Origin of the sequence: Pseudomonas fluorescens (assembly GCF_012974785.1) — a bacterium.
In the GTDB taxonomy this organism is placed as follows: Bacteria; Pseudomonadota; Gammaproteobacteria; order Pseudomonadales; family Pseudomonadaceae; genus Aquipseudomonas; species Aquipseudomonas fluorescens_BT.
The window spans coordinates 4,543,041-4,554,407 of record NZ_CP027561.1 but is presented as its reverse complement, the minus strand read 5'-3'; the positions used below and the strand labels follow the sequence as shown (position 1 = coordinate 4,554,407).

Sequence of the window (11,367 nt, the reverse complement as noted above, 5' to 3'; positions counted from 1 at the left end):
TTCAACTCGCCTTGCGCAATGCCGCAATCAACTCATCCTTGCGCATCGACGAGCGCCCGGGAATCTTCCGTTCGCGGGCCTCCTTTCGCAGGCTGTCGACCGTCTGCACTTCGCGCGAAGCCTTGCTGTCGCGCGAATGCCCTTCACGACTCACCGCCGCGCGCCGCGCCGATTCCTTGCGATCCTCGGCCTTGGCGCCGGCAGGTTTGCGGCGCCCGGAACCTCCGGCCTTCTCACCGCCTCCGGACTGTTTGTTCACCGTTGCCCAGGCGCGGGCTTCAGCTTCGTCCTTGGACATCCCTTTGTTCTGATAGCTGTCTTCGATGTGTTTGGCTTTGCGCTTTTGCTCTTCAGTGTATTTGGCTTTGCTTCCACGAGGCATGACGATTCTCCTTGTATCCGGATAAATCTCTGCATGAACTGGCGCAGGCAGTGCATTCGACCATTGCCTGCGCCAGCGACTGGAGGCGTCAGGTATCGAGTTTACGGGCCGCTTCCACACCCGCAGCGCTGAGCTTGATCGGCAGATTCAGCGAATGTTCTCCCGCTTCATTGCAAGTGATGTGTCCGTGGTGAATCAGTCCACGCTCCTGCAAGGCGGCGAGGGCGCTGGCCACGACTTTCTCGCCGCGATAATTGTCCAGCACCTCTTTGCCGAGGCCGCTTGGATGTGCATGCAACAGGCGGGTGAGGACTTCTTTTTCCAGGTTTTTATCGACGTTCATGGTTACCTCTTCAGGGAAGTGGATAAGACATGTTGCGTGTTGCGTGGATCACGCACGGATCACTGGCCTGCGCCTTCAGAGCCCGAACCACCCGTGGTGGTTTTCGAGCCGACGCCTGGACCGGCGTTATCCGGGGTAGCCGGAGCGTTGGGTGTGTTCATCCCGCCCTGGCGACCGGGATCGCTGCCCTGGGTGCGAGGATCGGTTCCCGTGGCGGGTGGCTGATTGATCAGCGGTACACCCGAACCGTCGGTATTCATACCGGGGGCGCTGTTGATGGCGGGGGCTCTTGGCTGGGTAACCGGATCGGTCGGCCCGGTTCCGGCAGCGGTAGTCGAGGCGGCAAATACCGCCGGGCTGAGGAGGGTAGCGAATACGAGCGCAGTCAACCTTGACGAGATCATAGGGGGTCTCCAGTGATTGAAATCCTTACCTCCTGTTGGTCTGCCCTCGTGAAAGATTGGTGCCTGATGATCGACGAACGGTTCAGAAAGGCTGAGCGCTTTCGAGGCCGATCTCTTCCTTGAATTGCTCCATGAAACCTTTCAAGCGTCGATGACGGAGCTGCGCCAGGCGCTGACCGGCAACGGTCTGGAAACCGTCGGCAAGGTGCAGCAGTCTGGTCTGGAAAGGATTGCCATGTGACGAGCGCCGCGCGCCGCCTTAGTATGGCGTTTTCTTTTTTCCGACAAGGCCCGTCCATGACGATCGAAATCCGCCCGGCGACCCCCAGCGATGCTCCGCAAATCCTCGCGTTCATCACTGAACTTGCAGACTTCGAAAAGGCCCGTCACGAAGTCATCGCCAGCGTCGCCGACATCGAGCGCAGCCTGTTCAGCGAAGGCGCCACTGCTCATGGCCTGATCTGCCTGCGCGACGGTCTGCCGATCGGTTTTGCGGTGTTTTTCTTCAGCTATTCGACCTGGCTGGGCAGCAACTGCCTGTACCTCGAAGACCTGTACATCACCCCCGAACAGCGTGGCGGCGGCGCCGGCAAAACCCTGCTGCGCCACCTCGCGAAAATCGCCTGCGCCAATGACTGCGGCCGCTTCGAATGGAGCGTGCTGGACTGGAACACCCCGGCCATCGAATTCTACAAATCCCTTGGCGCCCAACCGCAGGAAGAGTGGGTGCGTTACCGCATGGATGGCAAGGTGTTGCGGGAGTTTGCCGAGGGCAACTGAGCCCGGCGTAAAAGATCGCAGCTGTCGGCAGCTACTGCAGGGAAATTGTTATTCCCGCAAGCACTGCCGACGGCTGCGATCTTTTTTTGTCTTCGTCCCATAATGTGGGAATGATATTTATATATTGAGATTTTGCTTTACTCAGGTTTATAGTCCGGCTCACTCACTGCCAATAACAAAACAGGTGAAGCGATGCTGGCGCAATTGATCGCGCTCGATTGGGGGACGACCTCACTACGTGCTTACAAACTCGCGGCGGGCGGGCAGGTGCTGGCGCAGCGGTCGCTGTCGTTCGGGATCATGCAGTTGCCGAAGACGCCGCGGCTCATCAACGGTTGCGAATGCGCCGAGGGTTTTGAACTGGCGTTCGACGAGGCGTGCGGCGACTGGCTCGATGCGCAACCCGGCTTGCCGGTGATCGCGTGCGGCATGGTCGGCAGCGCTCAGGGCTGGCGCGAAGCGTCCTACCGCGATACGCCGGCCAACGTGGCCGATCTCGGAAAATCCCTGCAAACCGTTCGCAGTCTTCGCGGTGTCGACGTGCATATCGTGCCGGGTGTGATTCAGCGTTCGGCACTGCCGAACGTGATGCGCGGCGAGGAAACCCAGGTCCTCGGCGTCCTGCAGAACCTGCCGATCGAGGCGGGCAATGATCTGCTGATCGGCCTGCCGGGCAGTCATTCGAAATGGGTGGAAGTGGCCGATGGCTGCATCACTCGTTTCGACACCTTCATGACCGGCGAAGTGTTCGCCGTGCTCAGCGAACACAGCATTCTCGGCCGTACCCAACAGCACAGCGCAACGTTCAATGCCGAGGCGTTTGATCGCGGCGTGCAGGTGGCGTTGTCGGCGGAGGGCGAGATCGGCGTGCTGTCGACCTTGTTCAGCGCCCGCAGCCTGGGCCTGACCGGTGAACTCAGCGCCACCGCGCAACCGGACTATCTGTCCGGCCTGCTGATTGGCCACGAACTGACGGCGCTGGCCAACGTGCAACGACGCCGGCGCAACAGCGCACAGCTTCCTTCGATCGTCCTCATCGGCAACGCACAGTTGTGCGCCCGTTACAGCCGGGCCCTCGACGCCTGCGGTTTTGCCCGGGTGACGCTGGCCGAGCAAGCCACCGAGCGTGGGCTGTGGCAACTGGCGCTCGCCGCCGGACTGATCGATTCCTCATCCCGTTAACCCTGACTGGAGGCCTGACATGCTCAAGCAAGCACTGGCGCAAAACGGTCTGATCGCGATCCTGCGCGGCCTGCATCCGCAGGAAGCCGCCGCTGTCGGAGAAGTCCTGTATGCGGCCGGATTTCGCGTCATCGAAGTACCGCTCAATTCCCCCGAACCGTACGAAAGCATTCGCATCCTGCGTGAGACCCTGCCCGCCGATTGCCTGATCGGTGCCGGCACGGTGCTGACCCCGGAACAGGTCGAACGGGTGAAGGAGGCTGGCGGCCAGGTGATCGTCATGCCCCACAGCGATGCCAAGGTATTGCGGGCCGCGAAAGCGGCGGGGCTGTACCTGTCGCCGGGCGTCGCCACGCCGACCGAAGCCTTCGCGGCGCTGGAGGAGGGGGCCGACATTCTCAAGCTGTTCCCGGCCGAACAGATGGGGCCTGCGGTGGTGAAAGCCTGGCTGGCGGTGCTGCCGGTGGGGACGATCCTGGCGCCCGTCGGCGGCATTACACCGGACAACATGCAGGTGTTCATCGACGCTGGCGTCAAAGGCTTCGGCCTCGGTTCCGGGCTGTTCAAGCCAGGCATGACGACTGAGCAAGTAGCGGCCAATGCCAAGGCCTACGTGGCGGCCTGGAAAGCCCTTCGCTGAGACTTTTTGGCGCTGCGTGCGCTGCATCTAACAAGAGAGATAAAAAGATGAAAATCACCAAACTGACCACCTTCATCGTCCCGCCGCGCTGGTGCTTCCTGAAAGTCGAAACCGACGAGGGCGTGACCGGTTGGGGCGAGCCCGTGGTCGAGGGCCGCGCCCACACCGTCGCCGCTGCGGTCGAGGAATTGTCCGACTACCTGATCGGCAAAGACCCACGCAATATCGAGGACATCTGGACCGTGCTGTATCGCGGCGGCTTCTACCGGGGCGGCGCGATCCACATGAGCGCACTGGCCGGCATCGACCAGGCGCTGTGGGACATCAAGGGCAAGGCGCTGGGCGTGTCGGTCAGTGACCTGCTCGGCGGTCAGGTGCGGGACAAGATCCGTGTGTATTCGTGGATCGGCGGCGACCGTCCGGCGGACACTGCGCGGGCCGCGAAAGAGGCGGTGGGCCGTGGTTTTACGGCGGTGAAAATGAACGGCACCGAAGAGCTGCAATTTCTCGATACCTTCGAAAAGGTCGACCTGGCGCTGGCCAACGTTGCCGCCGTGCGTGATGCGGTGGGGCCGAACGTCGGCATCGGCGTCGACTTCCATGGCCGGGTGCACAAGCCCATGGCCAAGGTGCTGATGAAGGAGCTCGACCCGTACAAACTGATGTTCATCGAAGAGCCGGTGCTCAGCGAAAACTACGAAGCGTTGAAAGAACTGGCTCCGCTGACCAGCACCCCGATTGCCCTCGGCGAGCGACTGTTTTCGCGCTGGGACTTTAAACGGGTGTTGAGCGAAGGTTACGTCGACATCATCCAGCCCGATGCCTCCCACGCCGGCGGCATCACCGAGACCCGCAAGATCGCCAACATGGCCGAAGCCTACGACGTGGCGCTGGCGCTGCACTGCCCGCTGGGGCCGATTGCACTGGCGGCGTGTCTGCAACTGGACGCCGCTTGTTACAACGCGTTTATCCAGGAACAGAGCCTGGGCATCCATTACAACGAGAGCAATGACCTGCTCGATTATGTGAAGGATCCACGGGTGTTCGACTACGACAAGGGCTTCGTGAAAATTCCGAACGGCCCGGGGCTGGGGATCGAGATCAACGAGGAATACGTGATCGAACGCGCGTCGGTCGGCCACCGCTGGCGCAACCCGATCTGGCGTCATGCCGATGGCAGTTTTGCCGAGTGGTGAGTCGCTGATTTCCTGCCGTATCCAGTAAGTCAGATCTCCAGGGAGCGGAGATCTGCATCCCCCCGACCTCAATAAACATAAAAAGAGGCGCTTCCCATGCAACCGCAAACCCTCACCGGGCAAGCGACGTTAGTCACGCCCAGCCGCAAGCGGTTTTTCATCATGGTGTTGCTGTTCATCACCGTGGTCATCAACTACCTCGATCGTAGCAATCTGTCGATTGCCGCCCCGGCGCTCACTTCCGAGCTGGGCATCGACCCGGTGCATGTCGGGCTGATCTTTTCCGCATTCGGCTGGACCTACGCTGCCATGCAGATCCCCGGCGGTTGGCTGGTGGATCGCGTGCCGCCGCGCATTCTTTACAGCGTTGCGCTGTTGTTGTGGTCGCTGGCCACCGTGATGCTCGGGTTCGCCGCCAGTTTCATCGCGCTGTTCGTGCTGCGCATGGCGGTCGGTGCGCTGGAAGCGCCGGCGTACCCGATCAACAGCCGTGTGGTGACGACCTGGTTCCCCGAGCGTGAGCGGGCCACGGCCATCGGTTTCTATACCTCCGGGCAGTTTGTCGGGCTGGCGTTTCTGACCCCGGTGCTCGCGTGGCTGCAACACGAGTTCGGCTGGCACATGGTGTTTGTCGTGACCGGCGCGGTGGGCATCATCTGGGCGGCGATCTGGTACGCGGTGTATCGCGAGCCGCGTGATTTCAAAGGCGCCAACGAAGCGGAAATCGACCTGATCCGCGAGGGCGGCGGCCTGGTGGATATCGCCGCTGAAACTGCAAAAGTGAAGGCGAAATTCAGCTGGACCGATCTCGGCATCGTCCTGAGCAAACGCAAGTTGTGGGGGATCTACCTCGGCCAGTTCTGCCTCAACTCGACGCTGTGGTTTTTCCTGACGTGGTTCCCGACCTACCTGGTGAAATACCGCGGCATGGACTTCATCAAGTCCGGTCTGCTGGCTTCGCTGCCGTTTCTCGCCGCGTTCATCGGCGTGCTGTGCTCCGGGTTCTTTTCCGATTTCCTGATCCGCCGTGGCTGCACCGTCGGGTTTGCGCGCAAGCTGCCGATCATTGGCGGGTTGCTGATTTCTACCTCGATCATCGGGGCCAACTTCGTCGAGTCGACGCCGCTGGTGATTGCCTTCCTGGCCCTGGCGTTTTTCGGCAACGGGCTGGCGTCGATCACCTGGTCGCTGGTCTCGACGCTGGCGCCGGCGCGGTTGCTGGGCTTGACCGGTGGGGTGTTCAACTTCATCGGCAATCTGTCGGCGATTGCCACGCCGATTGTCATCGGCTTTCTCGCCAGCGGCGATTCGTTCGCGCCGGCGATCACCTACATCGCGGTTCTGGCATTGATCGGTGCTTTGTCCTACGTGCTGCTGGTGGGCAAGGTCGAGCGCATCGAGTTGTAGTCGTCCCTGTCGGGCGACCATAATGCCGCCCGTTCCCTCGCTCAACGCTAAAGGCTGGATATGCAGGAAGACGCCCCGAAAAATGCCAAGGACGCCGCGCCGACCGGCACCCAGACCCTGCTTCGCGGGTTGGGTGTGGTGCAGGCGGTTGCCAGTGGCGCCCGCGATCTCAAAGAGATTGCCCGCCTGATCGGCACCACCCGCAGCACCACTCATCGTCTGGCCAGTTGTCTGGTGGACGAGCGTTACCTGCGCGTCGTGCCGCAAGTCGGTTACCTGCTGGGGCCGAAGCTGATCGAACTGGGTTTTCAGGCGCGTGAAGAGTTGCCGTTGGCGACATTGGCCGGGCCGTATCTGGACGAGTTGTCGGCGCTGACCGGCGACACCGTTCACCTGGGGATTCGTGAAGGCGACGAAGTGCTTTACCTGCTGAAGAATCCGGGACGCAACGGCCCGGAAATGCGTTCGCGGGTTGGCCATCGCATGCCGTTGGCACGAACCGGAATCGGTAAGGCGCTAATGCTGGATGATTCGCCGCAGGATTGGCAGCGGCTGTACGAAATCAGCCTGCCGGCGGGCGGGAAAAGTCAGTTCTGGCCGCAGCATCCCCAGCAGTCGTGGGAGCAAATGGCGCAACGGATGACCGAGTACGTGGCCGGTGGCTATGCGTTCGATCTGGAAGACAACGAGCCGGCGATCCGCTGCGTGGCGGCGCCGATCCGCGACGCGAGCAAGCGCATCGTCGCAGCGATCAGCATCGCCAGCACCGTGCCGTACATGCCGCTGGAAAAAATGGCCGAGCTGATTCCCCTGATCAAAGGAGTCACAACCCGGCTCTCGGCGGAGCTTGGCTTGAAGGTCTGAGGAATCAGAGCTTCAGAGTCGCCATGTCGATGACGAAGCGATACTTCACATCACCGGCGATCATGCGGGTGTAGGCCTCGTTGATCTGGCGGATGTCGAGCATTTCGATGTCGCAGCTAATGTTGTGCTCGGCGCAGAAATCCAGCACTTCCTGGGTTTCGGCGACGCCACCGATCAGCGAACCGGCCAATACACGACGACCCAGTACCAGTTTGGCGGCGTGGACCGGCGGATCGATCGGTTCGATCAGACCCACCAGAATGTGCACGCCGTCGAAGCGCAGAGTGTCGAGGTACGGGTTGAGGTCGTGCTGCACCGGAATGGTGTCCAGCAGGAAGTCGAAACGACCGGCTGCGGCTTTCATCTGTTCTTCGTCGGTGGAGACGATCACGTGATCGGCGCCCTGACGACGACCTTCCTCGGCCTTGCTTGCCGAACGGGTGAACAGCGTCACTTCGGCACCCATGGCCTTGGCGAACTTGATGCCCATGTGGCCGAGGCCGCCCATGCCGAGAATCCCGACCTTGTCGCCAGCCTTCACGCCGTAGTGCTTGAGTGGCGAGTAGGTGGTGATGCCGGCGCAGAGAATCGGCGCGGCAGCCGCCAGATCCAGCTTCTCGGGGATGCGCACCACGAAGTGCTCGCTGACCACGATGCTGTCCGAATAACCGCCCATGGTGTTGCTGCCATCGACCCGGTCCGGGGTGGCGTAGGTCATGGTCGGGCCTTCGAGGCAGTATTGCTCGAGGTTCGACTGGCAGGCTTCGCAGGTGCGGCAGGAATCGACCATGCAGCCGACGCCGACCAGATCGCCGACCTTGTGCTTGGTGACATTCGCACCGACGGCGGTGACTTTTCCGACGATCTCATGGCCGGGCATCAACGGGTAAACGGCGATGCCCCATTCGTTGCGCGCCTGGTGGATGTCGGAATGGCAGACGCCGCAGTACAGGATTTCGATGGCGACGTCGTCGGCACGAGGGCTGCGGCGTTCGAATTTCATCGGGGCGAGGGGCGTGGTGGCCGTTTGAGCGGCATAGCCGATGGCGGTGTACATGTGAAACCTCGCAAAAGCAGTGACAAGTGAGGTGGCGCATTCTGGGCGCCATCTGGTCGCCCGGCCATGGCGATTCCTCCGGGTGTCATGCCTAATCCTCCGGCATGCGGGGTTGATCGGTCGCATTGGCAAAAGGATCTGCGATGATGCTTTTATCCCTTTTTCCGTGATTTTTTCTGAAGAGCCAGCCGATGCAATTGACTCGTCACCTTGATGCCAACGCCACCCTGGTTTCGCTGATCGAACCCCTGGCGCTGCGCGATGGTTACAGCCAGACCGGGCTGCCGGGCGTGCAGGTGTTGCGCGCCAGTTGCGACGTCGCCCGTGGCCCGCACATTTATGAACCGAGCCTGATGATCATTGCTCAGGGCAGCAAACTGGCGTATCTCGGCCCTCGCACCATGGAATATGGCGCGGGGCATTATCTGATCCAGGCGCTGCCGGTGCCGTTCGAGTGCGAGACCTATGCGTTGCCGGACGCGCCGTTGCTCGGCGTGTCGGTGGCGATCGACCGGGTGCTGCTCGGTGAGCTGGTGCTGGCAATGGGGCTGGCACCGGGGCGGCATATTCCGGCGCAGACACCGGAGTCGATGACCTCGGTGGTGCTCGACGATGACATGCGCGGTTGTGTCGAACGCTTGCTGCGCTGTCTGCACGATCCGCTGGAATGCCAGATTCTCGGACCGGCGCGGGTGCGTGAATTGTTGTTCGTCGCGTTGCGCGGGCCTCAGGCGGACGTGCTGCGGGCATTGGTGGAACAGCAGGGGCAATTTGCCCGGGTGGCGGCTTCGATCAGTCATCTGCATGCGCATTACACCGAGCCGTTGAACGTCGAGACGCTGGCCAGTTGCGCGAACATGAGCGTTTCGACCTTTCACGAACACTTCAAGCGCAGCACGCTGCTGTCGCCGGTGCAGTATCTGAAGCGTTTGCGCTTGTTGAAGGCGCAGACGTTGTTGATCGCCGAGGGGCTGGGTGTCGCCCAGGTTGCGCATCGGGTGGGGTATCAGAGCACGTCGCAGTTCAGTCGCGAGTACAAGCGCTATTTCGAACGCAGCCCCGGGGATGAGCGCGCTGCCTGAGTTGCCACAGTACCTGTGGGAGCGGGCTTGCTCGCGAATGCAGTGTGTCAGTTGACAGATATGCTGCCTGACACGACGCCTTCGCGAGCAAGCCCGCTCCCACATTGGTTTTGTGGCGTTGCAGGAATAGTGGGCAACAAAAAGGCCCCCATACAGGGAGCCTTGATGTTCAGCGATTCGACTTACATGTTCGGGTAAGTAGGGCCGCCAGCGCCTTCCGGCGTCACCCAGGTGATGTTCTGCGAAGGGTCCTTGATGTCGCAGGTCTTGCAGTGCACGCAGTTCTGGGCGTTGATCTGGAAGCGCTTCTCGCCGTCTTCCTTGGTGATCACCTCATACACGCCGGCCGGGCAGTAACGCTGCGCCGGTTCGTCGTACATCGGAAGGTTGCGGCTCAACGGGATGGTCGGGTCGGTCAGTTTCAAGTGGCACGGCTGTTCTTCTTCATGGTTGGTACCGGAGATGAACACCGAGCTCAGTTTGTCGAAACTGATCTTGCCGTCGGGTTTCGGGTAGTCGATCTTCTTGCAGTCGGCCGCGAGCTTGAGGCAGGCGTAGTCCGGCTTGGTGTCGTGCAGGGTGAACGGCAGTTTGCCGCCGAAGATGTTCTGGTCCAGCCAGTTGAAACCACCGCCAACGATGGCGCCGAACTTGTGGATCGCCGGGCCGAAGTTGCGGCTGGCGAACAGTTCTTCGTAGAGCCAGCTCTTCTTGAACGCGTCGACGTAGGTGGTCAGCTCTTCAGTGCCGTCTTTCTCGGCGAACAGCGCGTCAGCCACGGATTCAGCGGCGAGCATGCCGGACTTCATCGCAGTGTGGCTGCCTTTGATCTTGGCGAAGTTCAGGGTGCCAAGGTCGCAACCGATCAGCGCGCCACCCTTGAACACCATTTTCGGCAGCGAGTTCAGGCCGCCCTTGCAGATTGCACGTGCGCCGTAGCTGATTCGCTTGCCGCCTTCCAGGTACTGCTTGAGTACCGGGTGATGCTTGAGGCGCTGGAACTCGTCGAACGGCGACAGGTAGGTGTTGCTGTAGGACAGATCGACGATCAGACCGACCACCACCTGATTGTTTTCCAGGTGATAAAGGAAGGAGCCACCGGTGTTCTCGGTGCCCATGATGTCCATCGGCCAACCGGCGGTGTGTACTACCAGGCCTGGCTGGTGTTTGGCCGGGTCGACTTCCCAGATTTCCTTCAGGCCGATGCCGTAGTGCTGGGCGTCGGCATCGCTGTCGAGGTTGTAGCGCTTGATCAGCTGCTTGCCGATGTGGCCACGGCAGCCTTCGGCGAACAGCGTGTATTTGCCACGCAGTTCCATGCCCGGGGTGTACAGGCCGTCTTTCGGATGACCTTCGCGGTCGACACCGAGGTCGCCGGTGATGATCCCGCGCACCACACCGTTTTCATCGATCAGCGCTTCCTGAGCGGCGAAGCCCGGGTAGATTTCCACGCCCAGGTTCTCGGCCTGCTGAGCGAGCCAGCGGCACAGGTTGCCGAGGGAAATAATGTAGTTGCCTTCGTTGTGCATGGTCTTGGGCACAAAGAAGTCAGGAATTTTCTGCGCGCTTTCGGCGTTTTTCAGCACGAAGATGTCATCGCGGGTGACAGGCGTGTTCAGCGGAGCGCCGAGTTCTTTCCAGTCCGGGAACAGTTCGTTCAGGGCCCGTGGTTCAAATACGGCACCGGACAGGATATGCGCGCCGACTTCGGAGCCTTTTTCGACCACGCAGACGCTGATTTCCTTACCGGCTTCGGCGGCCTTCTGCTTCAGACGGCAGGCGGCGGACAGGCCAGCGGGGCCGGCACCGACGATGACCACGTCGAATTCCATGTATTCGCGTTCCACAGGCTATCTCCTACTCAAGGCTCAACAGTTTTTTTTCTAATTTGGAGGTTCGGTGTCGTATCCGTTATTGCCTTTACGTTAACGTCAAGGGTAATAATGGGCAAACCACCTTTCTCTCTAGGCGGCGCATTATATCTACACCACTCTTAGCGTCCAATACAAACGTTTGTTTGAATCGGCTCC

At 61.0% G+C, this 11,367-nt stretch carries 12 protein-coding genes and 1 pseudogene; 7 read left to right on the top strand and 6 right to left on the bottom strand.

The window, feature by feature from the left end; translation table 11 throughout:
* Position 1 precedes the first annotated feature (1 nt).
* The 4 genes and pseudogenes from C6Y56_RS20525 to C6Y56_RS29270 all read right to left on the bottom strand — a co-directional run.
* Entirely contained in the window at positions 2–382 is a 381-nt protein-coding gene (locus C6Y56_RS20525; protein ID WP_169431420.1) for a Rho termination factor N-terminal domain-containing protein, read from the bottom strand.
* Between the two features lie 88 nt (positions 383–470).
* Positions 471–725, bottom strand: a complete 255-nt coding sequence (locus tag C6Y56_RS20520) for a hypothetical protein (RefSeq protein ID WP_011335416.1) — start codon at positions 723–725, stop codon at positions 471–473.
* Positions 726–784: 59 nt separating this feature from the next.
* Positions 785–1,129 (bottom strand): hypothetical protein, encoded by a 345-nt coding sequence (locus tag C6Y56_RS20515; RefSeq protein ID WP_169431419.1) that lies wholly within the window; start codon positions 1,127–1,129, stop codon positions 785–787.
* Between the two features lie 82 nt (positions 1,130–1,211).
* Positions 1,212–1,355, bottom strand: a pseudogene (locus C6Y56_RS29270) (HD domain-containing protein); the annotation flags it as partial.
* Between the two features lie 71 nt (positions 1,356–1,426).
* On the opposite strand from C6Y56_RS29270, the gene C6Y56_RS20510 reads away from it, so the two are divergent.
* The 6 genes from C6Y56_RS20510 (at position 1,427) to C6Y56_RS20485 (ending at position 7,198) form a co-directional block, all read left to right on the top strand.
* Complete coding sequence (locus tag C6Y56_RS20510; protein WP_039770630.1) at positions 1,427–1,909, top strand: GNAT family N-acetyltransferase; 483 nt, start codon at positions 1,427–1,429, stop codon at positions 1,907–1,909.
* 192 nt (positions 1,910–2,101) lie between these two features.
* Entirely contained in the window at positions 2,102–3,091 is a 990-nt protein-coding gene (locus C6Y56_RS20505) for a 2-dehydro-3-deoxygalactonokinase (RefSeq protein ID WP_169431418.1), read from the top strand.
* A gap of 19 nt (positions 3,092–3,110) precedes the next feature.
* Positions 3,111–3,731, top strand: a complete 621-nt coding sequence (locus tag C6Y56_RS20500) for a 2-dehydro-3-deoxy-6-phosphogalactonate aldolase (protein WP_169431417.1) — start codon at positions 3,111–3,113, stop codon at positions 3,729–3,731.
* A gap of 47 nt (positions 3,732–3,778) precedes the next feature.
* Positions 3,779–4,927: a galactonate dehydratase gene (gene dgoD / locus C6Y56_RS20495; protein WP_169431416.1), complete on the top strand. Its 1,149-nt coding sequence runs from the start codon at positions 3,779–3,781 to the stop codon at positions 4,925–4,927.
* Between the two features lie 96 nt (positions 4,928–5,023).
* A complete protein-coding gene (locus C6Y56_RS20490; protein WP_169431415.1) occupies positions 5,024–6,334 on the top strand; it encodes an MFS transporter in 1,311 nt (436 codons plus the stop codon).
* Between the two features lie 60 nt (positions 6,335–6,394).
* On the top strand, positions 6,395–7,198 hold the full coding sequence (locus tag C6Y56_RS20485) for an IclR family transcriptional regulator (RefSeq protein ID WP_169431414.1): 804 nt from the start codon (positions 6,395–6,397) through the stop codon (positions 7,196–7,198).
* A 4-nt stretch (positions 7,199–7,202) separates the two neighbouring features.
* Here the strand turns inward: C6Y56_RS20485 and C6Y56_RS20480 are convergent, their stop codons facing one another.
* Entirely contained in the window at positions 7,203–8,255 is a 1,053-nt protein-coding gene (locus tag C6Y56_RS20480) for an NAD(P)-dependent alcohol dehydrogenase (protein WP_169431413.1), read from the bottom strand.
* 191 nt (positions 8,256–8,446) lie between these two features.
* Between C6Y56_RS20480 and C6Y56_RS20475 the strand changes: the two genes are divergently transcribed.
* Positions 8,447–9,337: an AraC family transcriptional regulator gene (locus C6Y56_RS20475; protein ID WP_011335404.1), complete on the top strand. Its 891-nt coding sequence runs from the start codon at positions 8,447–8,449 to the stop codon at positions 9,335–9,337.
* 182 nt (positions 9,338–9,519) lie between these two features.
* Here the strand turns inward: C6Y56_RS20475 and C6Y56_RS20470 are convergent, their stop codons facing one another.
* The gene (locus C6Y56_RS20470) at positions 9,520–11,184 is read right to left on the bottom strand and encodes an electron transfer flavoprotein-ubiquinone oxidoreductase (protein WP_169431412.1); all 1,665 of its coding nucleotides are present in this window, start codon (positions 11,182–11,184) and stop codon (positions 9,520–9,522) included.
* Between the last annotated feature and the right edge of the window lie 183 nt (positions 11,185–11,367).

Bases quoted from the DNA above. Each gene is read 5' to 3' on its own strand.
- C6Y56_RS20500 (WP_169431417.1), top strand. From the start codon at position 3,111: ATGCTCAAGCAAGCACTGGCGCAAAACGGTCTGATCGCGATCCTGCGC.
- C6Y56_RS20485 (WP_169431414.1), top strand. From the start codon at position 6,395: ATGCAGGAAGACGCCCCGAAAAATGCCAAGGACGCCGCGCCGACCGGC.
- C6Y56_RS20510 (WP_039770630.1), top strand. From the start codon at position 1,427: ATGACGATCGAAATCCGCCCGGCGACCCCCAGCGATGCTCCGCAAATC.
- C6Y56_RS20515 (WP_169431419.1), bottom strand. From the start codon at position 1,129: ATGATCTCGTCAAGGTTGACTGCGCTCGTATTCGCTACCCTCCTCAGC.
- C6Y56_RS20520 (WP_011335416.1), bottom strand. From the start codon at position 725: ATGAACGTCGATAAAAACCTGGAAAAAGAAGTCCTCACCCGCCTGTTG.
- dgoD (WP_169431416.1), top strand. From the start codon at position 3,779: ATGAAAATCACCAAACTGACCACCTTCATCGTCCCGCCGCGCTGGTGC.
- C6Y56_RS20475 (WP_011335404.1), top strand. From the start codon at position 8,447: ATGCAATTGACTCGTCACCTTGATGCCAACGCCACCCTGGTTTCGCTG.
- C6Y56_RS20490 (WP_169431415.1), top strand. From the start codon at position 5,024: ATGCAACCGCAAACCCTCACCGGGCAAGCGACGTTAGTCACGCCCAGC.
- C6Y56_RS20480 (WP_169431413.1), bottom strand. From the start codon at position 8,255: ATGTACACCGCCATCGGCTATGCCGCTCAAACGGCCACCACGCCCCTC.
- C6Y56_RS20505 (WP_169431418.1), top strand. From the start codon at position 2,102: ATGCTGGCGCAATTGATCGCGCTCGATTGGGGGACGACCTCACTACGT.
- C6Y56_RS20525 (WP_169431420.1), bottom strand. From the start codon at position 382: ATGCCTCGTGGAAGCAAAGCCAAATACACTGAAGAGCAAAAGCGCAAA.